Raw genomic sequence first — 25529 nt, forward strand, 5'->3', positions numbered from 1 at the left:
CCGGTGCCCTCAGCACTCAGGAGGCAATCGCATGACACGCACCTACAGGCGAGAGCGATCGAGGCTGACCAGGCTACGAAAGCTGCGTCAGCACACCGAGGTCATCGGCCAGATCCTCAGGGATCTGCGCCCGTTGATCATTGGAGCGTTCTCGATTCTGGGTGTCACCTTGCACCAGTTCGTCGCGCTGCTGAGGTAGCGGGCGAGCCGCAGGGAGCGAACGGGGCTGGCGCGAGCCGGCCCCGTCGTGCGCCACCGGCTAGAACTCCGCCCGCCAGACGCGCGGGGTGCGGATGCCGGGGCCGACCTCGCCGCTCGCGACGACCAGGTCGCCGTCCCAGTCGACAGCCGGGGTGGTGGCCGGCGGCGGGCCGGGGAACCAGCCGTCGACGCTCCAGCGGTCGCGGCGAGTGTCGTAGCGCAGCAGTTCGCCGTTGAAGCCGGTGTGGTGGTCGTAGATCCAGGTCACGATGTCGTTCTGCCGCTGCCACTCCGCCGACCCGGGCGGCGCGGCGGCCCGCAGCGCGACGTGGTGCTCGATGAGGTTCCAGCGGTCGATGTCCTTGTCGCCGCCGACGACGACGAGCCCGGTCCGGCCGACGGGGTGGGCGAGGCCGGCGGTGACGCACCACGGCAGGTCGGCGATCCGGTCCCAGCGACGGCGCCGCGGCGAGTAGGCGTACGCGTCGCGGTGGAACGTCCAGGCCTTGTCCGCACCCTGCGAGCGGCCGCTGAGCAGGAAGAACCGGCCGTCCTGGGCGGCCCCGACGGCGACGGTGCGCGGGTCGCCCGGCCAGCGCGGCAGCGTCGCCCAGCCACGCTCGGGCCGGGACAGGTCCAGCCCGTAGAAGTCGCCGCCCTCGGCGACGTACACGACCCCGTCGACGATGCCGGCGACGGCGTAGGACAAGGGCCGGGGGAGCGGCGGCAGCTCGGCCCGCTCGAGCCGCGCCCGCCGCTCGTCCCAGCGCAACCGGTACACGTCGGCGAACTTCTCGACCGGGCGCTGCAGTGTGCCGCCGGGTCCGCCGCGATAGCCCTCGCCGCCGATGACCAGCACGCCGTCGCCGGTGCTCAGCGTCGCCGCATAGCCGACGGCGTCCGGCAGCTGCCCCGCGGCATGCCAACGCCGCGTACGCCGCGAGTACACGAACGCGTCGGTCCAGTACACCTTGCCGAGCGTGTTCGCCCTGGTCGCGGTCAGCGCCGGCTCCGGGAAGTTCGCTCCACCGGCGACGATCAGGTGGTCGCCGTGCGCGCCGGCGATCGGCCCGGCCAGCCCGAGCTGGGTCCAGTACGCCTCACCGACCGGTATCGCCTCGTGCCAGTCCGTGGTGTTCGCCGGGACGTCGGGGAGCCGCGTCCAGCTGGCGCCGCCGGCCGGGCCGCCCGCGGGGGCCGCAGCTGACGCCGTCGTCGATAGAGAGGCGACCGCACCGGCCGAGCCGGCCGCCGCCAGGGTGAGTGCTGCCCGTCGTGTGAGGTCCGTCATGTCGGATATCCGACCAAAGAGGCGACCGTTCGTCAACGTTCTTGACACATATCCCATATGTGATGTGGGATGGATCTTCCCGACGAAGGAGGACCTCCATGCGCCTGCCCGTCGTCCTTGCCCTGACGCTCGCTCTGTCGGCGGGTGCCCTCACGGCCCACGCCGCGCCGCCGATCCGGCAGACCGTCGTCTTCGAGTCCGGCACCGAGGGCTACGACACGTTCCGCATCCCCGCGATCGTCCGCTCCGACGAGGGCACGCTGCTCGCGTTCGCCGAGGGCCGGGTCGGCGGCGGGGGCGACACCGGTGACATCGACCTCGTGCTGCGCCGCTCGCACGACAACGGCCGCACGTGGGGGCCGCTGCAGGTGGTCGGCGACAACGGCCTGAACGTCTTCGGCAACCCGACGCCCGTCGTCGACCCCGCGACCGGCGACGTCGTCCTGCTCAGCACCCACAACGCCGGCGACGCCACCGAGGCCGAGATCATGCGCGGCGAGGTCACCCCCGAGCAGAGCCGCCGCGTGTTCGTCCAACGCAGCAGCGACGACGGCGCCAGCTGGTCCGCCGCGCGCGACATCACCGCTGACACCAAGCTGCCTGAGTGGCGCTGGTACGCGACCGGGCCGGTGCACGCCATCGCGCTCGAGCACGGCGAGCACCGCGGCCGGCTGGTCGCGCCGGCGAACCACTCGACCAGCCCGGCGCCCGGTTCGGCCGACACCGGGCAGGAGGCGAAGTACTACGGTGCGCACTCCCTCTACAGCGACGACGGCGGCCTGACCTGGCAGCTCGGCGACATCGACACCCCGCTGACCGGCGTCGTGAACCCGAACGAGAACACCGTCACCGAGCTCGCCGACGGCACGCTCTACTTCAACGCGCGCGACCAGAACGGCACCGGTGTCGGCACCCGCGCGACCACCACCAGCAGCGACGGCGGCGAGACGTTCGACGCGCCGTACGCGCTGGAACCGGGCATCGTCACGCCGGTCGTGCAGGGCTCGGTGCTGCGGCTGCCGCGCGCCGGCGACCGGCTCGTGTACTCCGGTCCGGCGAACCCGACGGCGCGGCGGACGCTGCAGCTGCGGTACAGCTTCGACCAGGGCGCGACGTGGACCGGTGGGCCGGTGCTGCACGACGGCCCGGCGGCCTACTCGGACGTGGTCGAGGCCGGTGGGCGGACGCTCGGCGTGCTGTACGAGAACGGCGACACCGGGACCTACGAGCGCATCACCTTCGCCCGCGTGCCGTTCGTCGCGCTGGACCGCGGGCTGCCCGCCGTCGCGACCACTCCGGACTCGTCGGGGAGTGGCGGGTCCGACGGTGTGGTGAGCGGCTCGCCGACGGTGGTGGCCGACGGCGCCGTCGACGGGGCGCTGCGGCTGGGGGCGGCCGGCGACCATGTCGAGGTGCCGCGGAGCGCTCACGTCGACGTCGGCGACGGGCCGTTCACCGCGGCCGGCTGGTTCCGCACGGACGTCGCCGCCGACCAGGCGTTGCTGTGGGCGTACAACTCCGGCAGCGGACGGGACCAGTGGTGGATCCGGCTCGAGCCCGGGGCGAACCGGATCCGGGCGCTGATCGACACGTCGCTCGGAACCGGACGCTGATCGCGCCGGGGTCCTTCGCCGACGGCGGGTGGCACCACGTGGCGCTGACGCGGGGCGCCGACGGGGTGGTCCTCTACGTCGACGGCGTCGCGGTCGCGTCCGGGGCGCCCGTGCCCGGCTCGGTCACCACCGACGCCGCCGTCGGCCTGCACCTGGGCCAGCGGCCGGACGGCGCCAACCAGCTCCTCGGCGACCTCGACGACGTCTGGCTGCTCGGCCGCGCGGCGTCGGCGGCCGAGATCGCGGCGCTGGCCGCAGGTGACGCCGTCGGCGACCCGCTCGTCCACCTCCCGCTCGACGAGGTGAGCCGCGCGACCTGAGATCATGACGGCATGGACGTGCGGGGGGACTGGGCGACGGACGGTCGCGACTTCCGTGCCGTGGTGGCCGGCGATGTCCGGCGCCGCGGCGGCAGCGGCTGGGAGCTCGTCGAGCACCGCGGCGACGCCGGCCGCACGGGGGTGTTCGAGGTGTTCCGCGAGGACGGCGGCGCGCTGCCGGTGCTCTCGGCGACGGCCGGCGAGGTCGCGGTCCCGCGGCACCTGGTGCGCCGGTTCACCGAGGCGGCCGTCCCCGACCTCGTCGGTCCGCTGCTCCGGCCCGACGGCATCGACTGGCTGCTCGGCACGCTGCCGCTCTGGCTCCAGCTGGCCGGGCGGTACGTCGTCCGGTGGGAGGGGCCCGAGTGGCCGCTCGGCGAGACGCCGGACGGCCGGCCCACGCGCTACTCCGAGGAGGCCGAGGGCGCGCGGTGCCTGCACTGGCTGCGGCTGGTGCTCGACGCCGGCGAGGTCGTGGCCGACACCTACCAGGACGACGACGTCTCCGGTCTGTGCCTGAGCTCGGAGTGCCCCGCCGACCCGGCCGCCGTCGACACCGCGTACGTGCGGCTGCACACCGACCTGGGGCTGCCGCACGGACGGATCGAACGGGTCGCGCTCACGATCGACGACGGGCTCCGGGCGGCCGGCCGGCACGAGCGCTGCGTGCTCACCGAGGTGGAGCTGACCGTCGACGGCCGGCCGCTGCTGTTGATGGCCGCGGAGCGCGAGGGCGACTGGTGGCGGCGCTACGACGAGTCCGTCGCCGTCTTCCGCGACCCCGCCGTGGCCGACCGGATCGTCTGGTGGCCCGCCCGCGGGTCCGACCGTTAGGTTGGCACGATGACGCTGGCACGGGTGGGCTACGCCGCCATGCTGGAGCGGTTCGCGCCGTCCGAGGTCGTGCAGCTGGCGGTGGCGGCCGAGGCCGCGGGGTTCGACGGCGTCATGGCCGACGACCACTTCCAGCCGTGGACGCCGCAGCAGGGGCAGGCCGGGTTCGTCTGGAACGTCATGACGGCCATGGCCGAGCGCACCCGCGGCCTGGTCGGCGTCGGCGCGACCTGCCCGTCGTTCCGGTGGCATCCCGCCGTCGTCGCGCAGGCGGCGGCCACGCTGGAGCAGCTGTACCCGGGCCGGCACTGGCTGGGCATCGGGTCCGGCGAGGCCATCAGCGAGCACGTCGTCGGCGGGTACTGGCCCGAGGCGCCGCAGCGGATCGCCCGCATGTTCGAGGCGGTCGAGATCATCCAGAAGCTCTTCACCGGCCGCGACGTCCGCCACGACGGCCGGTTCTTCACGCTCGAGCGCACCCGCCTGTGGACCATGCCCGCCGCGCCGCCGCCGGTCTACATCGCGACGTCCGGGCCCATCACCGCCCGCCGGGCCGGCGCCTCCTGCGACGGCATGATCACCGTGGCCAGCACGCCGGACAAGGTGGCGTCCCTCTTCGGCCGCTTCGACGAGGGCGCCCGCTCGGCCGGCAAGGACCCGTCGACGCTGGCGAAGATCGTGCAGGTCCACCTCTCGTGGGCCCCCGACCCCGCCGAGGCGGCCGCCCAGGCGCTGCGCGAGTGGCCCAACGGCGCCATGCGGTTCTCGAAGGCCGACATCCGCTCGCCCTACGACTTCGACCAGATCGCACGCATGGTCCGGGTCGAGGACTTCGAGGGCCGGGTGCTCATCTCCGCCGACCTCGAGGTGCACCGTCGCGAGATCCAGCGCTACCTCGACGCCGGCGCCACCCACGTCTACCTGCACGACGCCGGCCCCGACCAACGCACCTGGATCGACGTGTTCGGGCGCGAGGTGCTCCCCAAGCTCACCGCCTGACCCACGCGACCGGCTTGGCACGCCGGAGCGTTCCACAAACCAGGGCAAGTCGGACGCGATTGGTCGCCTCCGGCGTGCCAAGGGGTCACCCCAGGCGTGCCAAGCCGAATCAGAGGGGCGAGAAGGTGAGTACCGGGCGGCCGGTGCGGGGGTTGAGGTGGATGTCGGCGTCAACGCCGAAGACGGACCGTACGACCTCCGGGACCAGGACCTCCGACGGCGCGCCGGCGGCAGCCACCCGGCCGCCGGCCAGCACGACCACCTGGTCGCAGTAGGCGGCCGCCAGGTTGAGGTCGTGCAGCGCCGCCAGCGTCGTCACCCCCAGCGAGCGGACGAACGTCAGCAGCGCCAGCTGGTAGTGGATGTCGAGGTGGTTGGTCGGCTCGTCGAGCAGCAGCAACTCCGGCTGCTGCGTGATCGCCCGGGCCAGGTGCACCCGCTGCCGCTCGCCGCCGGACAGGGTGTGCCAGTCGCGGTCGGCGAGGTCGTGCATGCCGACCGTCTCCAACGCAGCCAGCGCCAACCCCTCGTCAGCAGCAGAAGCGCGGTGCGGCGTCCGGCCCAGCAGGACCACGTCGAGCACCTGCAGCGGCACGTCCGTCGACGACTCCTGCTCGACGACGGCGACGCGGCGGGCGCGGTCGCGGCGGCGCATCGCGCCCAGGTCGGAACCGCCCAGCAGCACCTGGCCGCCGTCGGGACGGTAGGTGCCCGCCACCGTGCGCAGCAGGCTGGACTTGCCGGAGCCGTTGGGTCCCAGCAGCCCGGTCATCGTGCCCGGCGCGACCGACAGGCGGACGCCGTCGACGATGAGGCGCCCGTCGGCGGACCAGGAGACGTCGGCGACCGACAGTGCGGGCGCAGCCTCCGCACGACCGGCCGGCGGCTGGAGCAGAACGGGAGTGTCGAGAACGGTCATCGGCCAACCCTCCGGCGGCGTAGCAGGACGGCGAACGCGGGAGCACCGAGGAAGGCGGTGACGACGCCCACCGGCAGCTCGCGCGGGTCGAACAGGGTGCGGGCCAGGGTGTCGGCCCAGATCATGAAGCTGGCGCCGGCCAGTGCCGACAACGGCAGCACCGCGCGGTGCCCGGAGCCGACGACGAACCGGACGGCGTGCGGGAGCATGAGCCCGACGAAGCCGATGGCGCCGCTGACGGCGACGGCAGCGCCCGTGAGCAGCGCGACCAGCGTGAGCAGCGTCCACCGGGTCCGGTTGACCTCGATGCCGAGCGACAGCGCCGTCGAGTCGCCGAACGCGAACGCGTCGAGCACCCGGCTCCGCGACACCAGCACCGCCCCGACCACGACGACGGCGACCCAGACGATCGCCGCGTCTGACCAGGACGCTCCGCCGAGCGAACCCAGCAGCCAGCTGAGGATCTCGCGGTAGGAGTCGCCGGTCGCGGACCAGAAGATGATGAACGACGTCGCGGCGGAGCACAGGTACGACACCGCGAGCCCGGCCAGCACGGTCCGCGTCGGCGCCAGCTCGCCGCGCCGGTTGGCCAGCGCGAACGTCACCACCAACGCCAGCAGCGCGCCCGCGAACGCGGCCACCGGCAGGCCCAGCCAGCCGACGCCGAGGATCAGCACGGCCACCGCGCCCACCGACGCGCCGGACGACAGCCCCAGCAGGTACGGGTCGGCCAGCGGGTTGCGGGTCAGGGTCTGCATGACGGCGCCGCAGACCGCCAGCGCGGCGCCGACGGCGGCCGCCGTCAGCACCCGGGGCAGCCGCAGCTCCCACACGATGCCGTCGCGCAGCTGCGACAGCGACGACGAGGACAGCCCCAGGTGGTCGCCGATCGAGCGCCACACGTCCAGGGGATGCAGGTCGGCGGAGCCGATGGTGACGGCCAGCGTGATCGACGCCGCCAGGACCGCCGTCATGACGGCGATCCAGCCGGTCGTGCGCGCCCCCGCCCGCCGCACCTGGGGCGCCGAAGCGCCGCCGGGCACGGTGGGCGGGGAAGCGGTCGTCGTCACAGGCCCAGCTCCTCCAGCTGCCCGGCGAGGTCGACGACGGCCTGCGCGTTGCGCACGCCCGCCTCGGCGGCGGGGAACGGCAGCGTCAGGTACCGCTCCTCGGCGACGGCGGGCAGCGCGGCGGTCGCGGGGTTGTTCGTGAGCCGCTCGATCTTGCTGTCGGCGGTGTTCCAGGCCGCGTCGACCAGGATGATCACGTCCGGGTTCCGGTCGATGATCTGCTCCCAGCTGACGTTCGACCAGGTCGCGTCGACGTCGGCGAAGATGTTCTCGACGCCGAGCTCGCGCATCATCATGGCCGGGGCGCCGATGTCGCCGCCGACGAACGGCGCGTCCTCGCCCGAGGAGTACCAGAGCGCCGTCAGTCCGTCGCCGGGCGACTCGACCTGGTCGAGCAGCGCCTGCTGCTCGGCCACCAGCGAGTCGGCGGCCTCGGTGACGCCGAAGAACGAGGCGACCTCGTGGATCTCGGCGAACAGCTCGTCGAAGGTCATCGGGTCCGGCTGGTACGCCGGCTCCTGGCAGGCAGCCGGCGACACGTAGGTCGTGATGCCGAAGTCGGCCAGCGACGACCGCTCGCCGGCGGTGTCGACGCCGAAGTTGCTCTCCCAGCCGCCGTAGACGAAGTCCGGCTCGACGTCGAGGAGGGCCTCCTGACCGGGCACGTTGTCGGACAGGACGGGGACGCCGTCGAGGTCGGACGCGTAGGCGTCGGGCACCGGGCCGTCGGCGAACGCCGTGCCCACGAGCTTGTCGGCCAGTCCGAGGGCGAGCATCATCTCGGTCGCGGTCGACTTGATGGTGACGACGCGCTCCGGAGGGCTGTCGACGGTGACGTCGAAGCCGCAGTTGTCGACGCTGACCGGCGTGAACTCGCCGGAGCCGGGGGCGCCGGTCGACGCCGCCTCGGTCGCGTCGTCACCGGGGCCGGCGCCGTCGTCGGAGCCGCAACCGGCCAGGACGAACGCACCAGCGGCGACGCCCAGCAGGGCGGCGCGCAGGGATCGGGTAGGGGAAAGCGCCACAGGGGTCTCCACATGCGAAGGCAGGGTTCGTGGGAGACGGTCCAAGGCGACCGCCGAACCAGCTGCCCACTAACCGGGCAGACGCAGCAGAGCACAAGCGGTGCTCCGGGGCTCCTGCCATCCTAAGCAGTCGAACCCGCGGAAATCATCCCTCCGAGCCAACTTTTATCAAAAATCCACAACGAGAGCGCCGAGCAGATCGGCGACGAACGCCTCGCCGTCCAACTTCAGGGCGACGACGGTGCCGGGCGGCGATTCCGTGCGGGCGGTGGTGATCCAGTCGGGCCGCAGCAGCAGCGCCGCGGCCAGTGCGTCGTGGACGGGAGCGACCCGGCGGCCCCACCTGCCCTCGTACGCGTCGATGTACCGCTCGACGAGGGCCGCGGCGAACTCGGCCCGCGCGGTCCCCGCCGCCCGCAGCCGCCGCACGGCGTCGTCGCCGACGACCACGGTCGAGGTGACGTCCACCCCGACCAGGACCAGCCGGGTCCGCGGCGCGGTCAGCACCCGCCGGGCCGCCTCGGGGTCGCGGCGGACGTTCGTGTCGTCCGCGGATCCGCCCATGACCACGACCGACCGGAACAGCGTCAGCAGGTCCGGCTCGAGGTCCAGCGCCCGCGCGACGTTGGTCAGCGGGCCGAGCGCCAGCAGGTCGTAGTGGCCGGGCCGGTCGCGGGCGAGACCGGCCAGGAACCGTGCGGCATCCTCGTCGACGACGGTGTGCGGCGGCGTCTTGTCCGCGACGAGGTCGCCCAGACCGTCCGAACCGTGGTGGCCCGCAGGGTCCACCGGCCCGTCCGCGCCGACCGCGACCGGCACGTCCGCCAGCCCTGCCAGTCCGAGCACGTGCCCGACGTTCGCGACGACCGCCGCGACGGGCGCGTTGCCGAACACCGTGGTGACGGCGGCCGGCTCACAGTCCCGCGGCCGCCCGGCCAGGTAGAGCAGGGCCAGCGCATCGTCGATGCCGCAGTCGGTGTCGATCACCACCCGCGAGTACCGTGAACCCGTGCCACCACGCCGACCCGCGCTCGTCGAGCGGATGCGACCGTTCACGTCGACCATCTTCGCCGAGATCACCGCACTCGCCACCCGCACCGGCGCCATCAACCTGGGGCAGGGCTTCCCGGACACCGACGGCCCCGACGTCCTGTTGGAGGCCGCCAGCAATGCCATTCACGGCGGGCTGAACCAGTACCCGCCCGGACCCGGCCTGCCGGTGCTGCGCGAGGCGGTCGCTCAGCACCAGAAGCGGTTCTACGGCCTCGACGCCGACCCCGACACCGAGGTGCTCGTCACGGCCGGCGCCACCGAGGCCATCGCGGCCACGATCATGGCGCTGTGCGAGCCGGGCGACGAGGTCGTCACGTTCGACCCCGTCTACGACTCCTATGCCGCGTCCATCGCGCTGGCCGGCGCCGTCAAGCGCACTGTCACGCTTCGCTGGCCGGACTTCGGGCTCGACGAGGCCGAGCTGCGGGCCGCGTTCGGGCCGCGCACGCGCGTCGTGCTGCTGAACACACCGCAGAACCCGACCGGCAAGGTGTTCGACCGCGCCGAGCTCGAGCTCATCGGCCGGCTGGCGATCGAGCACGACGCCGTCGTCGTCACCGACGAGGTCTACGAGCACATGGTGTTCGACGACGGCGTCCACGTGCCGATCGCGACGCTGCCGGGCATGGCGGAGCGCACGGTCACCATCTCGTCGGCCGGCAAGACGTTCTCCGTCACCGGCTGGAAGGTCGGCTGGCTGCACGGCCCGGCCGAGCTCGTCGCCGCCGCGCGCGCCGTCAAGCAGTTCCTCACCTTCGTCAGCGCCGGCCCGCTGCAGCCGGCCGTGGCGACCGGACTCGGCCTGGACGACGACTTCTACGCCGGGCTCCGCGACGGGCTGCAGGCCAAGCGCGATCTCCTGGTTGACGGCTTGCGCGCGGCCGGGTTCCCGGTGTCGGTGCCGGGCGGGACGTACTTCGTCATCGCCGACGCCGCGCCCCTCGGGTTCGCCGACGGCGTCGAGCTGTGCCAGCGGCTGCCCGAGCTGGTCGGGGTCGCGGCGGTCCCGGTGTCGGTCTTCTACTCCGACCCGTCGGCGGCGCCGTCGCTGGTCCGGTTCGCGTTCTGCAAGCGCGACGAGGTGCTGCACGACGCCGTCGAGCGGCTGGGCCGGCTCTCGTCGCTCGTATAGCGGCGTCATGGGCAGATCAGTCGAGGGCGAACTCCAGCGCGGCCCGGACGGTGGCCGCCGGGGTGCCGTCGGCGACCTCGAGCAGGGCCGAGCGCCAGGTCGCGACCAGCAGGACCGAGGCGAGCTGGACGCCGTCGGGCAGCAGCGCGGCGAGGGTGGCCCGCACGCGGTCCGGGTGGTCGCTGGGCGCGGTCTCGCCGAGTAGTCGGCAGACGCCGAAGCGGGCCGTCGCGTCGAACGCGACCAGCAGCGCGACCCGGGCGGCCTCGCGGCCCGGCGCGCCGATGGTCTCGGCCGCGCCCTCCATGCGGTCGGTGATGCGCTTCTCGAGGTCGTCGCGGACGACGGTGTACAGCCCGAGCTTGGAGCCGAAGTGGTGGTAGAGCGAGCCCGTGGTGACGCCGGCCTTCGACGCCAGCTCGGTGACGGTGGCCGCCTCGTAGCCCGCCTGCTCGAAGTGGTGCATGGCGGCCTCGATCAGCCGGGCCTTCGCAGACCCAGGGACCGGGATCCACTCCTGCATGGTCCTCACCGTAACACCCTGCCGGTTCGTCATAACAGGGTTACGGCGTGTGCTGCGGGGCCGCGCGGCGCACCCGGCCCCAGGGCTTGAAGACGGACAGCAGGTAGGCCACCAGCAGCAGCGACGTCGACACGATGGGCGGGTAGACCATGCCGCCGGGGTCCGGCAGCGTGCCCCCGCTCCCCAGCAGCCGGCCCTGCTCGGCCGCCTCCTGCACGCCCGGCCGCAGCGCCAGCAGCACCAGCGTCGACAGCAGCACGTTGAGGCACAGCTTGATCGCCACCCACCAGAACCGCACCAGCCCGTACTTGCTGCCCAGGCCCAGCAGGACCCCGCTGGCCAGGCACACCAGGCCGGCGGTGGCCATGGGCCAGACGGCGAACAGCTCCACCGCCTGGTAGGTCATCGCGCGGGTCTCGTCGGAGTCCGTGCGGATGGCCGTGAAGACGAGCACCGCCATGACGATGTCCATGCCGAACCAGGTGCCGGCGGACAGGATGTGCGTGACCAGCACGGCCTTGCGCGGGCGGCCGGTCAGCCGCCAGGGCCTGCTGGTCGCCGACGGCGTCTCGGTGCGTGTCGTGATCGTCATGCCGTCCACCTTGTCGGCCGCAGCCGTCGCCGTCGTCGCCCATGCTGCGTATTCGCGGCTACGCCCGCCTGCGTACCGGGACGACGACGGTGTGTCGACGAGCACGCCGGACTAGGGGGCACGCGGCCGGGGTGCGGGACTACCCTGGGACCAACCCCGGCTGCCGACCCAGGAAAGTGTCATGGACTCGCTCGCGCCCCTCGCCCTGACCTTCGACGACGTCCTGCTGCTCCCCGGTGAGTCCGACGTGATCCCGAGCGAGGTCGACACCACCTCGCGGGTCTCGCGGAACATCTCGGTCAGCATCCCCCTGCTGTCCAGCGCCATGGACACCGTCACCGAGTCGCGCATGGCCATCGCCATGGCCCGCCAGGGCGGCCTGGGCGTCCTGCACCGCAGCCTCTCCATCGACGACCAGGCGCACCACGTCGACCTCGTCAAGCGGTCCGAGTCGGGCATGGTCACCGACCCCGTCACCATCGGCCCCGAGGCCACGCTGGCCGAGATGGACCGCATGTGCGGCCAGTACCGCATCTCCGGCCTGCCGGTCACCCACGACGACGGCGTCCTGCTCGGCATCATCACCAACCGCGACATCCGGTTCATCCCGTCGGCCGAGTTCGACGAGCGCCGCGTCAGCGAGGTCATGACGCGCATGCCGCTGGTCACCGGCCCCGTGGGCATCAAGTCCGACGACGCGTTCGCACTGCTGGCCAAGCACAAGATCGAGAAGCTGCCGCTGGTCGACGACGCCGGCCGGCTCAAGGGGCTCATCACCGTCAAGGACTTCGTGAAGTCCGAGGAGTACCCCAACGCCACCAAGGACGCCGAGGGCCGGCTGGTCGCGGCCGCCGCCGTCGGGTTCTTCGGCGACGCGTGGGAGCGGGCCATGTCGCTGGTCGAGGCCGGCGTCGACGTGCTCGTCGTCGACACCGCGCACGGCCACACCAGCCTGCTGCTCGAGATGGTGCGCCGGCTCAAGTCCGACCCCGCCGCCCGCGGCGTCGACGTCATCGGCGGCAACGTCGCCACGCGCGCCGGTGCGCAGGCACTGGTCGACGCCGGCGCCGACGGCATCAAGGTCGGCATCGGCCCGGGCTCCATCTGCACCACCCGCGTCGTCGCCGGCGTGGGAGTCCCGCAGGTCACCGCCATCCATGAGGCGTCGCTCGCGGCGAGGCCGGCCGGCATCCCCGTCATCGGCGACGGCGGTCTGCAGTACTCCGGCGACATCGCCAAGGCCCTGGTGGCCGGTGCCGACACCGTCATGCTCGGCTCCCTGCTGGCCGGCGTCGCCGAGAGCCCGGGCGAGCTGATCTTCATCAACGGCAAGCAGTTCAAGTCCTACCGCGGCATGGGCTCGCTCGGCGCACTGCGCAAGCGCGGTGCCGAGACCACCGGCTCGCGCGACCGCTACTTCCAGGCCGATGTCACCAGCGACGACCAGCTGATCCCGGAGGGCATCGAGGGCCAGGTGCCGTTCCGCGGGCCGCTGGGCGGAGTCACCCACCAGCTCGTCGGCGGGCTGCGGCAGTCGATGTTCTACACCGGCGCGCGCACGGTCCCCGAGCTGAAGGAGCGCGGCCAGTTCGTCCGCATCACGTCGGCCGGGCTCAAGGAGTCGCACCCGCACGACATCCAGATGACGGTCGAGGCGCCGAACTACTCCTCGCGCCGCTGAGCCAGCCGGTCGGCCAGGCCGTCCAGGATCAGGTCGAGGCCGTACTCGAACTCCGACCCGTAGGTGTAGTCGCGGCCGATCACCTTCTCCTCGATCATCTCGATCAGGTAGGGGAACTCGTCGACGGGCAGTGCCTGCCGTAGCTCGCCGGCCAGCTCCTCGGCGCCGGAAGGGGCGTCGAACGGCAGGTTCAGCTCCGTGAGCACGAACCCGTACACGTAGGCGTCGAGGGCCGAGAACGCGTGCGCTGCCAGCGCGACCGAGAACCCGTTGCGGCGCAGGCAGCCCAGCACCGTGTCGTGGTGACGCAGCAGCGCCGGCCCGCCGTCGCGCCGTGACTCGATCAGCCCCAGCGCCCATGGGTGTCCGCCCAGCGTGGCGCGCGCCGACGCCGCCCGCTCCGTCATGGCCGGCCGCCAGGGATCGTCCAGGCCGGGCAGCGCGATGCGGGTGAAGATCCAGTCCGCCAGGGCGTCGAGCAGGTCGTCCTTGCCCTTGATGTGGTGGTAGAGCGACATCGCCTCGACGCCCAGCTCCTTGCCCACGTTGCGCATGCTCACCTGCGCGAGCCCGCCGCGGTCGGCCACCTGGACGGCGGCCTCGACGATGCGTTCGCGGGACAGGGCGGGGCGCGTGGTCAACGGCAGGCTCCTCACGCCGGGTCTTGTGTCCTTACGGGTGTAAGGCTATCGTGCTCCTGAGACTTACAGGTGTAAGGGGGCACATGATGAAGGCAGCGGTGAACGACCGGTACGGCCCGCCCGACGTCGTCCGCGTGGCCGACGTCCCGCGGCCGGAGCCGAAGGCGGACCAGGTGCTGGTCCGGGTGCACACGGCGGCGGTCACCTCGGGCGACGCCCGGCTGCGGGCCGCGCGGTTCCCGGCCGGCTTCGCGCCGTTCGCGCGGCTGGCGTTCGGCGTGGTCCGGCCGCGGCGGAAGGTCCTGGGCAGCGCCTACTCCGGGGTGGTCGAGGCCGTCGGCTCCGCCGTCACCCGGTTGCGGCCCGGCGACCGCGTCTGCGGCATGGCCGGCGCGCGCATGGGCGCACACGCCGAGTACGTCGCCATGCCGGCCGAGAAGGTCGCCGTCATGCCGGACGGCGTGAGCCACGACGACGCCGCCGGCGTGCTGTTCGGCGGCACGACGGCGCTGTTCTTCCTACGCGACAAGGGACACGTGGCGGCCGGGCAGTCGGTGCTGGTCAACGGCGCGTCCGGCGCCATCGGCACCAGCGCCGTCCAGCTGGCGCGGCACTTCGGGGCCACGGTCACCGGCGTCACCAGCGGCGCGAACGCCGAGCTGGTCACCCGGCTGGGCGCCGCCCACGTCGTCGACCACACCCGCCATGACGTCACCCGCACCGCCGAGCGCTACGACCTCGTGCTCGACACCGTCGGCAACCTCTCGATCAAGGTGGGGCGGCCGCTGCTCACCCCGTCGGGCCGGCTGCTGCTCGCCGTCGGGAGCTTCGGCGACACCCTCCGCGCGCGGGGCAACGTCGTCGCCGGCGTCGCGCCCGAGCGCCGCGCCGACTACGAGTTCCTGCTCGGGCTGGTCGCGGCCGGCGAGCTCACCGTCGTCGTCGACCAGGTCTACGACCTCGCCGACGCCGCCGAGGCGCACGCCCGCGTCGACACCGGTCACAAGGTCGGCAACGTCCTGTTACATCCCTGACGAGGCGCTCCGATATCCTCTGCGGGTGGCGGAGATCGAGATCGGCCGTGGAAAGCGCGGCCGCCAAGCGTATGCCTTCGACGACGTGGCCATCGTGCCGTCGCGTCGCACCCGCGATCCCGAGGAGGTGTCGACGCACTGGCAGATCGACGCCTACCGGTTCGAGATCCCGCTGCTCGCGGCGCCCATGGACTCCGTGATGTCGCCGTCCATGGCCATCGAGCTGGGGCAGGCCGGCGGGCTCGGCGTGCTCGACCTCGAGGGGCTGTGGACCCGGTACGAGGACCCCGAGCCGCTGCTCGAGGAGATCGCCGGGCTCGAGGAGGGCAAGGCGCTCAACCGGCTGCAGGAGATCTACGCCGCCCCGGTGCGCGAGGACCTCATCGCCGACCGCCTGCGCGAGATCCGCGACGCCGGCGTCACGGTGGCCGGCGCGCTGTCGCCGCCGCGCGTGAAGCGCTACCACCAGGCCGTCATCGACGCCGGTGTCGACATCATGGTCATCCGCGGCACGACGGTGTCCGCCGAGCACGTGTCCGGCCGGGCCGAGCCGCTGAACCTCAAGCAGTTCATCTACGAGCTCGACGTCCCGGTCGTCGTCGGCGGCTGCGCCACGTACCAGGCCGCGCTGCACCTCATGCGCACCGGCGCGGCAGGCGTCCTGGTCGGCTTCGGCGGCGGGTCGTCGCACACCACGCGCTCCGTGCTGGGGCTGACGGTTCCCATGGCCACGGCCGTGGCCGACGTCGCGGCCGCGCGGCGCGACTACCTCGACGAGTCCGGCGGCCGGTACGTGCACGTCATCGCCGACGGCTCCATCGGCCGGTCCGGCGACATCGCCAAGGCCATCGCCTGCGGGGCCGACGCCGTCATGGTCGGGTCGCCGCTGGCGCGGGCCACCGAGGCGCCGGGGCGCGGCTGGCACTGGGGCTCCGAGGCCCACCATGCCGACCTGCCGCGGGGCGAAAGGGTGCACGTCGGGAGCATCGGCCCGCTGGCCGAGATCCTGAACGGGCCGTCCTACCTCGCCGACGGCTCCATGAACCTCGTCGGCGCCCTGCGCCGGGCCATGGCCACCACCGGCTACACCGAGGTCAAGGAGTTCCAGCGGGTCGAGGTCACCGTCCTGCGCTGATCGGGGCCGCCGCCCGGCCGCCGGCCGGGCGAGGGGCGGCAGAGTCCTCGTCGAACGTGTAGACGCTGACGCCAACTGCTTGTTCTCAGGCGATCAACGCGTCCGCAACGGACATCGAGCCGGTTCGTCCGCCGGCGGGCCGATATCCGGCGGCGCGCTGTCCTTCCACCGCCGTAGGCTGGCGTCGATGAGCAGCACAGTCAGTGTCGACGCCGTCGTCGACCGCGCCCTCCTCGACCGCCTCACCGACCGGGTGGTCGCCCGCCCGCGCGCCGAGCGGCTGGCCACCGTCGCGCCGTTCAGCGGCGCCACGCTGGCCGAGGTGCCGCTGTCCACCACCGACGACGTCGCCGCGGCGTTCGACGCGGCCCGCGACGCCCAGCACTGGTGGGCGGCCCGGCCGGTCGCCGAGCGGGCGCGCATCATCGGCCGCGTCCACGACCTCGTGCTCGACCGCCGCGCCGACATCGCCGACCTCGTCCAGGCCGAGGCGGGCAAGGCCCGGCGCGACGCGTTCGAAGAGGTCGCCGACGTCGCGCTGGCGGCGCGGTACGTGTCCGCCCGCGGCCCGCGGGTGCTGCGCGAGCGCCGTCGTCTGGGAGCGCTGCCGGGGCTGACCCGCGCCATCGAGGGCTACCGCCCCAAGGGCGTCGTCGGGGTCGTCTCGCCGTGGAACTACCCGCTGACGCTGGCCATCTCCGACTGCCTGCCCGCGTTCGTCGCCGGCAACGCCGTCGTGCACAAGCCCGACTCGCAGGCCGTGCTGACGGCGCTGCTGGCCCGGTCCATCGCCATCGAGGCGGGGCTGCCCGAGGCGCTCTGGCAGATCGTGTCCGGCGACGGCCCGGTCATCGGCGGCGCCGTCGTCGAGCACGCCGACTACGTCTCGTTCACCGGCTCCACCGCGACCGGCCGGCTCATCGCGGCGCGCCTGGGCGAGCGGCTGGTCGGCGCCTCGCTCGAGCTCGGCGGCAAGAACCCCATGCTCGTCCTCGACGACGCCGACCTCGACCGCGCCGCCGAGGCCGCCGTCCGGGCCTGCTTCTCCAACGCCGGCCAGCTCTGCATGTCCATGGAGCGGCTGTACGTGGCCGCTCGGGTGCGCGAGCCGTTCCTCGAGCGGTTCCTCGGCCGGGTCGAGTCCATGCGGCTCGGCGCGGCCTTCGACTACTCCTGCGACATGGGCTCGCTGATGTCGCAGGCCCAGCTCGACAAGGTCCGCGCCCACGTCGACGACGCGGTGGGGAAGGGCGCGCGGGTGCTGACCGGCGGGAACGCCCGGCCCGACCTCGGGCCCTGGTTCCACGAGCCGACGGTGCTCGACGGCGTCCGGCCCGGCATGCTCGCGGCCGACCTCGAGACGTTCGGCCCGCTCGTGTCGGTCTACCCCGTCGGCTCCGACGACGAGGCGGTCGAGCTGGCCAACGACACCCCGTTCGGCCTCAACGCCAGCGTCTGGACGTCGGACCTGCGGCGGGGGGTCGCCGTCGCCCGGCGGCTGCGCTCCGGCGTGGTCAACGTCAACGAGGGCTACTCGGCGGCGTGGGGTAGCCACGACCTCCCGATCGGCGGCATGGGCGCGTCGGGGCTGGGGCGGCGACACGGCCGCGAGGGCATCCTGCGCTACACCGACCAGCAGGCCATCGCCGTCCAGCGGGCCCACAACATCGCCCCGCCGGCCGCCATGTCCTACGACACCTTCTCCGACGCGCTGACCAGGTCCCTGCGCGTCATGCGCCGCCTCGGCCGCCCCTGACCACCCCATGATCATGTTCCCTGACGGCGTGTGAGCGACCGCCAGGGAACATGATCATGGCGATGAGGGGCGAGTTGTCCACAGATCTCCCGCACCCCCTCGCGCCCGAGCGCCGGGCGACGCAGGATCACGTCCATGGACGTGCCGCCGCAGTTCGACATCGCGGGCCTGCATGAGCTGCTCGAGCGGTAGGCGGGCCTCGTCGGCGCCGCCCAGCTCGGCGCGCTGGGCCTCGACACCCGGGTCGCGCGGCGGTGGGTCGCAACGGGGCGCTGGCAGCGGCCGCACCGAGGTGTCTTCGCCGCGTTCAGCGGGTCACTCGACCGCGCCGCGCGCATCTGGGCCGCCGTGCTCTGGGTGTCGGCCGAGGCGGTGGCGAGCCATGCGACCGCTGCCGAGCTCGACGGCCTCACAGGTCGCATCGACGATCGTATGCACGTCACCGCCCCGGTCAGCCGGCGGGCGCGCGGCCGGGCCGACGGGGTGGTGGTCCACTACGCGCATCGGCTACCGGAGTCCCGGCACCCGACGGCGAACCCGCCCCGCACGCGCATCGAGGACACCGTCCTCGACCTCGTCGACGTCGCCGCCCGCCCCCGCGACGTCGAGTCCTTCGTCACGATGGCGGTCCAGAAGCGGCTGACCACGTCGACACGGCTCGCGGCAGCGCTGATGCGGCGCAAGAAGATCCGCTGGCGGGCCATGGTCGAGTCCATGCTCGTCGACGTCGCCGACGGTGCGCAGTCGCCGCTCGAGCTCCAGCACCTTCGCGCCGTCGAACGGGCTCACCGCCTGCCGAAGGGCTGCCGCCAGAGTCGCCGGGCCGGGAACCGTGTCATCTGGATCGACGTCGACTACGAGCGCTACCACACCAGGGTCGAGCTGGACGGGCGCGTCGGGCACGAGGGGGATGGGCGGTTCCGCGACCGGCGCCGCGACAACGCGGGGACCGTCGCCGGCGCCTGGACCCTGCGGTACGGGCACACCGAGGTGTTCGGCGAGCCATGCCGGGTCGCACAGGAGCAGGCCCGGGTCCTGTGCGACCGCGGCTGGACCGGCCGGCCGCGGCGCTGCGGCGCCACGTGCACGATCCGATGATCATGTTCCCTGACGGCGTGTCAGCGACCGCCAGGGAACATGATCACGACGAGGGTTGGCTCGAAGCGGGGGTGCCGTGCCAGGACTCCCAGAGGGCGGCGTAGGCGCCGCCTTCGGCGACCAGCTCGTCGTGCGAGCCGAGCTCGGCGATCTGGCCGCCCTCGACGACGGCGACGCGGTCGGCGTCGTGGGCGGTGTGCAGGCGGTGGGCGATCGCGATGACCGTCCGTCCCGACAGCACCGCCGACAGCGACCGCTCGAGGTGGCGGGCCGCGCGCGGGTCGAGCAGCGACGTCGCCTCGTCGAGGACCAGTGTGTGCGGGTCGGCGAGGACGATGCGGGCCAGGGCGATCTGCTGCGCGAACGCCGGCCCGACCGGATGCCCGCCCGAGCCGACCACGGTGTCGAGGCCCTCGGGCAGCGCCTCGGCCAGCTCCAGCGCGTCGACGGCGGCCAGCACGCGGCGCAGGTCGTCGTCGGAGGCCGACGGCGCGGCCAGCAGCAGGTTGTCGCGCAGCGTGCCCACGAACACGTGGTGCTCCTGGGTGACCAGCACGACCTCGCGGCGCAGCTGGTCGACCTCGAGGTCGACCAGTGGAACGCCGCCGACGTCGACCCGGCCCAGCCGCGGCGGGTGGATGCCGGCCAGCAGCCGCCCGAGCGTCGACTTGCCCGCGCCCGACGGCCCGACCATCGCCAGCCGCTCGCCGTGCGCGAGGTCCAGCGACACCCCGTGCAGGACGTCCTGCCCCTCGACGTAGGCATAGCGCACGTCCGTCGCCGCGATGTCCTCGCCGTCCGGAACCGCGCCCGAGGGCTGCCGGTCCGGCGGCACGTTGGCGATGCCGACGACCCGGGCGAACGACGTCAGCCCGACCTGCAGCTCGTCGAGCCACGACACGAGGCGGTCGACGGGGTCGACGATCTGGACCATGTAGAGGACGACGGCGGTGACCTGGCCGACGGTGGCGTGCCCGGCCGACGCCAGCCAGGCGCCCCAGGCCAGCGTGGCCACGACCGGCAGCACGTAGGCCATCTCGGCCGTGGGGAACCAGACGCTGCGCAGGAGCAGCGTGCGCTTCTCGGCCGCGAACGCCTCGCGCAGGTCGTCGTCGGCGCGGGTGACGCGGACGTCGCCGAGCCCCAGCGCCTCGATGGTGCGCGCGCCGTCGACGGTCTCGGTGATGGTGCCGTTGATGGTCGCGTACGACGCCCGCTCCCACAGGTAGCCCGCCCGCGCCCGCTTGAGGTACCAGCGGGTGCCGGCGATGAGCAGCGGCGCGCCGACGATGGCGCCCAGTGCGACCAGCGGCCCCGCGAGCACGGCCGCCGTCAGCGTGAGCACCGTCGTGACCACCGCGACGAGGATCTCGGGCACCGCGAACCGCACGGTCCGCGACAGGGCGTCGATGTCGCCGGTGGTGCGTGCGACGAGGTCGCCGGTGCCGGCTCGCTCGACGGTGGACAACGGCAGGCCGAGCACCCGGGTGAGGAACGTCTCGCGCAGCTCCGCGAACACCCGCTCGCCGAGCACCAGCGACCGCTGGATGGCCACGCGCGTCAGTAGCGCCTGGACGACGATGCAGCCGGCCAGGACGGCCGCCAGCACGTCGACCCGCGCGGTGGACCGGGATCCCGTCACGACGTCGACCATCTGGCCCAGCAGGAACGGACCGGCCAGGCCCGCGCCGGCGGCCAGGACGTGGACGACCAGCGCGACGGTCAGCGTGCCGCGGTGCCGGCGGAACAGCCGGCCGCCCTCGCGGCGGACCTCGGCGGGGGTGGCGACTGGCAGCGCCGTGCTCATTCCGGGTCCTCCTCTCGGGTCACGGTGCGTCGGTAGGCGGGGGTGGTGCTCATGAGCTCGTCGTGGCTGCCGGTGGCGACCAGGCGGCCGTCGTCGAACCAGGCGACGGTGTCGGCCTTGGCCAGCATGAGCGGACTGGCCGTGACGACGACGGTGGTGCGTCCGGCCCGCGCGTCGCGCAGCCGGCCGGCGATGGCCGCCTCGGTGTGCGCGTCGACGGCGCTGGTCGGCTCGACCAGCACCAGCACCTCGGGCTCGCGGACCAGCACCCGCGCCAGCGCGACCCGCTGCCGCTGCCCGCCGGACAGCGACCGGCCGCGCTCCTCGACCATGGAGTCGAGGCCGTCGCGCAGGGTCTCGAGCACGTCGCCCGCCGACGCCGTGCCCATGGCCGCCGTCAGCTCGGCGTCGTCGTGCCGGCCGTGGGGGTCGAGCCCGCTGCGCAGCGATCCGGTGAACAGCGTCGGCTCGGGGTCGCTGACGACGACCCTGCGGCGCACCTCGGCGACCGGCAGCCGGTCGAGCGGCACGTCGCCGAGCCGCACGCCGTTGCCCGGCACCAACCGGCCCAGCCGGTCGGCGACCGCCGCGGTGAACGCCGGCTCGTCGGAGACCAGCATGGTCAGCGACCCGGGCCGCACCCGCAGCCCCGTCGCCTCGTCGACCAGCACCTCTTCGGCCGACGACGGCGTCGGCTCACCTTCCGCGGTGGCCCCGTCGTCGCGGACGTCGCGCTCGATGGCCAGCACGGCCAGGACGCGCTTGGCGGCGACCATGGCCCGCGTGGCGACGAACGCCATCTCTCCGGCCGTGCGGACCGGCATGAGCAGGAAGAACGCGTAGCCGTACAGCGCCACCAGCGCGCCGGGCTCGATGTCGCCGCTGAGCACCAGCCGCGCCCCGACCCAGGTCAGCAGCACCAGGAACACGCCCGGCAGCAGCACGAGGACGGCGTCGAGCAGCGCCTGGGTGCCGGCCAGCCGGACGCCGGCCGCGCGGACGGTCTCGGAGCGCTCGGCGTAGCGGCTGACGAAGACCTTCTCGCCGCCGATGCCGCGCAGCACCCGCAGGCCGGCCACGGTGTCGGCCCCCAGCGCGGTGAGGTCGCCGAGGGCCTCGCGCTGCCGGCGCTGCCGTTCCTGCAGCGGCCGGATGAGCGGGCCCATGGCGATGACCAGCAGCGGGACGCCGATGAGCACCATGAGGCCCAGCGGCACCGATGTGTCGAGCACGATGACCGACACCACGACGTAGGACACGATGGCGCCGGCGAAGCGCGGCGTGACCTCCATGGCGTGCCCGATGTGCATGGAGTCGCTGGACACGGTGGCCACGACCTCGCCGGTGGACATGGACCTGGGGACGGCGGGACCGGTGCGCGCGGCGTGCCGCGAGACCAGCTGGATGACCCGGAACGCCGAGTAGAGCCAGTTGGCCACCGACGCCCGGTGCCGCATGACGCCGGCCAGCGCCTGGATGAGTCCGAGCCCGGCGACGAACGCCGCCCAGCGGGCCGTGCTGCGGGAGTCGTCGGCGATGATGCCGTCGATGCCGTGACCGATGGCCCAGGGCATGAGCGCCTGCGAGACCATCCACAGGACCCCGAAGAAGGCGCCCACGACGAGGGTGCGCCACTGTGCCCGCGCCAGCCAGGCCAGGAACCTGGTGCGGGAGCGGGTGTCGGGGACGCCGGGGTCGGCGTAGGGAAGAGCGCGCACGACCAACCACAGTACGAAGTGTCAAGGTCGCGTCGCACCTGGTTTTCCCGCGGGTGGGAGCGTTCCCAGGGCTGTGACATCGGAGCCTTCGGCGGCCTGGCGCCGGCAGCGTCGATGGCCACTCTCGACTACCCTGGGCGGGTGGCCGAGACCTCCCATGACACCGTTCTCGTCGTCGACTTCGGCGCCCAGTACGCCCAGCTGATCGCGCGGCGCGTGCGTGAGGCGCGGGTCTACTCCGAGATCGTCCCGCACACCATGCCGGTGGCGGACATGCTGGCGAAGCAGCCGAAGGCGATCATCCTGTCCGGCGGGCCGTCCAGCGTGTACGCCGAGGGCGCGCCCGCCGTCGACCCCGCCCTCTTCCAGGCCGGGGTCCCGGCGTTCGGCATCTGCTACGGCTTCCAGGCCATGGCGCGGGCGCTCGGCGGCACCGTCGCGCACACCGGGAAGTCCGAGTTCGGCCGCACCGACCTCGCCGTCGCGCAGACCGGCACCCTCCTGCAGGGCGTCGACACCGGCACCAAGGTGTGGATGAGCCACGGCGACTCCGTCACCGAGGCGCCCGCCGGGTTCCAGGTGCTGGCCGGCACGCCCGACACCCCGGTCGCGGCGTTCGAGGACACCGCCCGCGGGCTGGCCGGAGTCCAGTGGCACCCCGAGGTGCTGCACTCCGAGCACGGCCAGGCGGTCCTGCAGCACTTCCTCTACGACATCGCCGGCGCCGCACCCACCTGGACCATGGCCAACATCGTCGACGAGACGGTCACAGCCGTCCGCGAGAAGGTCGGCACCAAGCGGGTCATCTGCGGGCTCTCCGGCGGCGTCGACTCCGCCGTGGCCGCGGCGCTCGTGCAGCGGGCCGTCGGTGACCAGCTGACCTGCGTCTACGTCGACCACGGGCTCATGCGCGAGGGCGAGTCCGAGCAGGTCGAGCGCGACTACGTGGCCGCCACCGGCGTCGACCTCCACGTCGTCGAGGCCGCCGACCGCTTCCTCACCCAGCTCAAGGGCGTCGAGGACCCCGAGGAGAAGCGGAAGATCATCGGCCGCGAGTTCATCCGGGTCTTCGAGCAGGCGGCGCGCGACATCGTCGCCCAGGCCGGCGAAGAGGGCACCGAGGTGGAGTTCCTGGTCCAGGGCACGCTCTACCCCGACGTCGTCGAGTCCGGCGGCGGCGAGGGCACGGCCAACATCAAGAGCCACCACAACGTCGGCGGCCTGCCCGACGACCTCCAGTTCAGCCTCATCGAGCCGCTGCGCACGCTGTTCAAGGACGAGGTGCGCGCGGTCGGCGAGCAGCTGGGCCTGCCGGCCGAGATCGTCTGGCGCCAGCCGTTCCCCGGCCCTGGCCTGGGCATCCGCATCGTCGGCGCCGTCGACGCCGAACGGCTGGCGATCCTGCGCAAGGCCGACGCCATCGCCCGCGCGGAGCTGACGGCGGCCGGCCTCGACCGCGACGTCTGGCAGTTCCCTGTCGTGCTGCTGGCCAACGTGCGGTCGGTGGGCGTGCAGGGCGACGGCCGCACCTACGGCCATCCCATCGTGCTGCGCCCGGTGTCCAGCGAGGACGCCATGACGGCGGACTGGTCGCGGCTGCCCTACGACGTGGTCGAACGCATCTCCACCCGTATCACCAACGAGGTCCGCGAGGTGAACCGCGTCGTGCTCGACGTCACCAGCAAGCCGCCGGGCACCATCGAGTGGGAGTGACCGCGTCAGCAATCGTCCACGTGATCCCGGCCACGTGCCCTTGATCATCGCGCGGTGATTGATGATCATGGGAGAGGTTTGGGTGCGAGGCCCGAATGTGCGTGTGCGTTGGGCAGCGCGTCACGCCCAGTTCGAACTGGTGTGGTCGGCGTGACACGGTCGGTCCCTAGCCTGACCACATGTCGGACACCGTCGGGCCCCTCGTCATCGCGCACCGTGGCGCGTGTGGCTATCGCCCCGAGCACACGCTGGCCAGCTACCAGCTCGCCGCCGACCTCGGCGCCGACTTCCTCGAGACCGACCTGCTGCTGACGCGCGACGGCGTCCTGGTCGCCCGGCACGACGCCGAGCTGTCCACGTCGACCGACGTCGCCGAGCGGCCGGAGTTCGCGCACCGGCGCCGCCGCGGCCTCGTCGACGGCCGCGAGCTGACCGGCTGGTTCATCGACGACTTCTCGCTCGCCGAGCTCAGGACGCTGTTCGCGCGCGAGCGGATCCCCGAGCTCCGTCCGGCCAACCAGGCCTACGACGGCCGGCTTCGGGTGCCGACGTTCGACGAGATCATCACGCTCGCCGTCGAGGGCGGACGGCGCCGCGGGCGGCCCGTCGGCCTGTACCCGGAGCTCAAGCACCCGACCTACTTCGCCGAGCGCGGGCTGTCGCCGGAGGACGCGCTCCTGGAGGTGCTGCGCGGCTTCCGCCTCGAGCGGGCCGGCATCCCGGTGTTCGTGCAGTCCTACGAGCCGTCCGTGCTGCGCCGGCTGGCCGCGCGCACGTCGGTGCCGCTGGTGCAGCTGGTCGACATCACCGGCCGGCCCTACGACTGGGAGCAGGCCGGGGACGGGCGCCGGTTCGTCGACATGCTTACCCCGACGGGGCTGCGCGAGGTGTCGGCGTACGCGGCGGTGCTGGGGGCGCACAAGTCGCTGGTGGTGCCGCGCGGCCCCGAGGGCCGGCTGGGCCACCCCGGCCGGCTGGTGTCCGACGCCCACGACCTCGGGATGGCGGTGCACGCCTGGACGTTCCGGAACGAGAACTCGTTCCTGCCGGCCGATCGGCGACGGGGCTGGGAGGCGGCCGGTCACGGCGACGCGCTGGGGGAGTTCGCCGTGTACTACGGCGCCGGGGTGGACGGTGTCATCACCGACCACCCCGACACCGCCGTCACGGCCAGGGATCAGGCCTTCGGGTCACGCTCGCGGCGCAGCTTGCTCAGCGACGCCATGAGCCCGGCCAGCCCGATCGAGACCAGCAGCACCGGCATGGCGACCTCCAGGCCCGACAGGCCCAGGACGTCGTAGTGCACGAACGGCCACATCGCGCTCACTCCTAGGAAGAGAAGTCCGAAGATCAGGGAGACCACGTCGGTGTCAT

23 protein-coding genes are annotated in these 25529 nt (G+C 73.2%); 13 read left to right on the forward strand and 10 right to left on the reverse strand.

Going from position 1 to position 25529, the window contains the following annotated elements:
* Window positions 1-31 precede the first annotated feature (31 nt).
* The gene (locus HD601_RS13945) at window positions 32-199 is read left to right on the forward strand and encodes a hypothetical protein (protein ID WP_184822755.1); all 168 of its coding nucleotides are present in this window, start codon (window positions 32-34) and stop codon (window positions 197-199) included.
* A gap of 60 nt (window positions 200-259) precedes the next feature.
* Here the strand turns inward: HD601_RS13945 and HD601_RS13950 are convergent, their stop codons facing one another.
* The gene (locus HD601_RS13950) at window positions 260-1492 is read right to left on the reverse strand and encodes a galactose oxidase (protein ID WP_184822756.1); all 1233 of its coding nucleotides are present in this window, start codon (window positions 1490-1492) and stop codon (window positions 260-262) included.
* Between the two features lie 98 nt (window positions 1493-1590).
* Between HD601_RS13950 and HD601_RS13955 the strand changes: the two genes are divergently transcribed.
* The 4 genes from HD601_RS13955 to HD601_RS13965 are packed head-to-tail and all read left to right on the forward strand — an operon-like array spanning window position 1591 to window position 5258.
* Window positions 1591-3105 (forward strand): sialidase family protein, encoded by a 1515-nt coding sequence (locus tag HD601_RS13955; RefSeq protein ID WP_221440966.1) that lies wholly within the window; start codon window positions 1591-1593, stop codon window positions 3103-3105.
* 38 nt (window positions 3106-3143) lie between these two features.
* The gene (locus tag HD601_RS33090) at window positions 3144-3425 is read left to right on the forward strand and encodes a LamG-like jellyroll fold domain-containing protein (RefSeq protein WP_343076412.1); all 282 of its coding nucleotides are present in this window, start codon (window positions 3144-3146) and stop codon (window positions 3423-3425) included.
* Between the two features lie 12 nt (window positions 3426-3437).
* Window positions 3438-4259 carry a hypothetical protein gene (locus HD601_RS13960; RefSeq protein WP_184822757.1) on the forward strand — a complete coding sequence of 274 codons (822 nt, stop codon included), beginning with the start codon at window positions 3438-3440 and terminating at the stop codon, window positions 4257-4259.
* Window positions 4260-4268: 9 nt separating this feature from the next.
* A complete protein-coding gene (locus tag HD601_RS13965; RefSeq protein ID WP_184822758.1) occupies window positions 4269-5258 on the forward strand; it encodes a TIGR03557 family F420-dependent LLM class oxidoreductase in 990 nt (329 codons plus the stop codon).
* A gap of 109 nt (window positions 5259-5367) precedes the next feature.
* Here HD601_RS13965 and HD601_RS13970 read toward each other — a convergent pair whose 3' ends face one another.
* The 4 genes from HD601_RS13970 to HD601_RS13985 all read right to left on the reverse strand — a co-directional run bounded on the left by HD601_RS13970 (window position 5368) and on the right by HD601_RS13985 (window position 9262).
* A complete protein-coding gene (locus tag HD601_RS13970; RefSeq protein ID WP_184822759.1) occupies window positions 5368-6177 on the reverse strand; it encodes an ABC transporter ATP-binding protein in 810 nt (269 codons plus the stop codon).
* Window positions 6174-7247 (reverse strand): putative F420-0 ABC transporter permease subunit, encoded by a 1074-nt coding sequence (locus tag HD601_RS13975; RefSeq protein ID WP_221440968.1) that lies wholly within the window; start codon window positions 7245-7247, stop codon window positions 6174-6176. Before HD601_RS13975 ends, HD601_RS13970 begins: the two co-directional genes overlap by 4 nt.
* The gene (locus HD601_RS13980) at window positions 7244-8272 is read right to left on the reverse strand and encodes a putative F420-0 ABC transporter substrate-binding protein (protein ID WP_184822761.1); all 1029 of its coding nucleotides are present in this window, start codon (window positions 8270-8272) and stop codon (window positions 7244-7246) included. Before HD601_RS13980 ends, HD601_RS13975 begins: the two co-directional genes overlap by 4 nt.
* A 168-nt stretch (window positions 8273-8440) precedes the next feature.
* Entirely contained in the window at window positions 8441-9262 is an 822-nt protein-coding gene (locus HD601_RS13985) for a nucleoside hydrolase (protein ID WP_184822763.1), read from the reverse strand.
* A 19-nt stretch (window positions 9263-9281) separates the two neighbouring features.
* Here HD601_RS13985 and HD601_RS13990 point away from each other — a divergent pair, with 19 nt between their 5' ends.
* The gene (locus HD601_RS13990; RefSeq protein ID WP_221440969.1) at window positions 9282-10457 is read left to right on the forward strand and encodes a pyridoxal phosphate-dependent aminotransferase; all 1176 of its coding nucleotides are present in this window, start codon (window positions 9282-9284) and stop codon (window positions 10455-10457) included.
* Between the two features lie 16 nt (window positions 10458-10473).
* Here the strand turns inward: HD601_RS13990 and HD601_RS13995 are convergent, their stop codons facing one another.
* Together HD601_RS13995 and HD601_RS14000 are read right to left on the reverse strand one after the other, a co-directional pair.
* Window positions 10474-10980, reverse strand: coding sequence for a TetR/AcrR family transcriptional regulator (locus tag HD601_RS13995; protein WP_184829844.1), 507 nt, complete (start codon window positions 10978-10980; stop codon window positions 10474-10476).
* 40 nt (window positions 10981-11020) lie between these two features.
* On the reverse strand, window positions 11021-11572 hold the full coding sequence (locus HD601_RS14000) for a DUF2269 family protein (RefSeq protein ID WP_184822767.1): 552 nt from the start codon (window positions 11570-11572) through the stop codon (window positions 11021-11023).
* A 181-nt stretch (window positions 11573-11753) separates the two neighbouring features.
* Between HD601_RS14000 and guaB the strand changes: the two genes are divergently transcribed.
* Entirely contained in the window at window positions 11754-13253 is a 1500-nt protein-coding gene (gene guaB, locus HD601_RS14005) for an IMP dehydrogenase (RefSeq protein WP_184822769.1), read from the forward strand.
* Here guaB and HD601_RS14010 read toward each other — a convergent pair.
* Complete coding sequence (locus HD601_RS14010; RefSeq protein ID WP_184822771.1) at window positions 13235-13894, reverse strand: TetR/AcrR family transcriptional regulator; 660 nt, start codon at window positions 13892-13894, stop codon at window positions 13235-13237. The genes guaB and HD601_RS14010 overlap by 19 nt on opposite strands.
* A gap of 86 nt (window positions 13895-13980) precedes the next feature.
* Here HD601_RS14010 and HD601_RS14015 point away from each other — a divergent pair, with 86 nt between their 5' ends.
* From HD601_RS14015 to HD601_RS14030, 4 genes are all read left to right on the forward strand, one after another.
* Window positions 13981-14928 (forward strand): NAD(P)-dependent alcohol dehydrogenase, encoded by a 948-nt coding sequence (locus tag HD601_RS14015; protein WP_184822773.1) that lies wholly within the window; start codon window positions 13981-13983, stop codon window positions 14926-14928.
* Between the two features lie 25 nt (window positions 14929-14953).
* Window positions 14954-16063, forward strand: a complete 1110-nt coding sequence (locus tag HD601_RS14020) for a GuaB3 family IMP dehydrogenase-related protein (protein ID WP_184822775.1) — start codon at window positions 14954-14956, stop codon at window positions 16061-16063.
* Between the two features lie 187 nt (window positions 16064-16250).
* Window positions 16251-17819, forward strand: coding sequence for a succinic semialdehyde dehydrogenase (locus HD601_RS14025; protein ID WP_184822777.1), 1569 nt, complete (start codon window positions 16251-16253; stop codon window positions 17817-17819).
* A gap of 348 nt (window positions 17820-18167) precedes the next feature.
* Entirely contained in the window at window positions 18168-18917 is a 750-nt protein-coding gene (locus HD601_RS14030; RefSeq protein WP_184822779.1) for a hypothetical protein, read from the forward strand.
* A 43-nt stretch (window positions 18918-18960) separates the two neighbouring features.
* Here the strand turns inward: HD601_RS14030 and HD601_RS14035 are convergent, their stop codons facing one another.
* Together HD601_RS14035 and HD601_RS14040 are read right to left on the reverse strand one after the other, a co-directional pair.
* Window positions 18961-20724 (reverse strand): ABC transporter ATP-binding protein, encoded by a 1764-nt coding sequence (locus HD601_RS14035; protein ID WP_184822781.1) that lies wholly within the window; start codon window positions 20722-20724, stop codon window positions 18961-18963.
* Window positions 20721-22442 carry an ABC transporter transmembrane domain-containing protein gene (locus tag HD601_RS14040; protein WP_184822783.1) on the reverse strand — a complete coding sequence of 574 codons (1722 nt, stop codon included), beginning with the start codon at window positions 22440-22442 and terminating at the stop codon, window positions 20721-20723. The genes HD601_RS14035 and HD601_RS14040 overlap by 4 nt, the downstream gene beginning before the upstream one ends.
* 114 nt (window positions 22443-22556) lie before the next feature.
* Here HD601_RS14040 and guaA point away from each other — a divergent pair, with 114 nt between their 5' ends.
* Both guaA and HD601_RS14050 read left to right on the forward strand, forming a co-directional pair.
* Window positions 22557-24155 (forward strand): glutamine-hydrolyzing GMP synthase, encoded by a 1599-nt coding sequence (gene guaA, locus HD601_RS14045; RefSeq protein WP_184822785.1) that lies wholly within the window; start codon window positions 22557-22559, stop codon window positions 24153-24155.
* 179 nt (window positions 24156-24334) lie between these two features.
* On the forward strand, window positions 24335-25456 hold the full coding sequence (locus tag HD601_RS14050) for a glycerophosphodiester phosphodiesterase family protein (RefSeq protein WP_184822787.1): 1122 nt from the start codon (window positions 24335-24337) through the stop codon (window positions 25454-25456).
* Window positions 25457-25529 lie beyond the last annotated feature (73 nt).

The sequence above is a fragment of the Jiangella mangrovi genome, assembly GCF_014204975.1.
GTDB lineage: Bacteria > Actinomycetota > Actinomycetes > Jiangellales > Jiangellaceae > Jiangella > Jiangella mangrovi.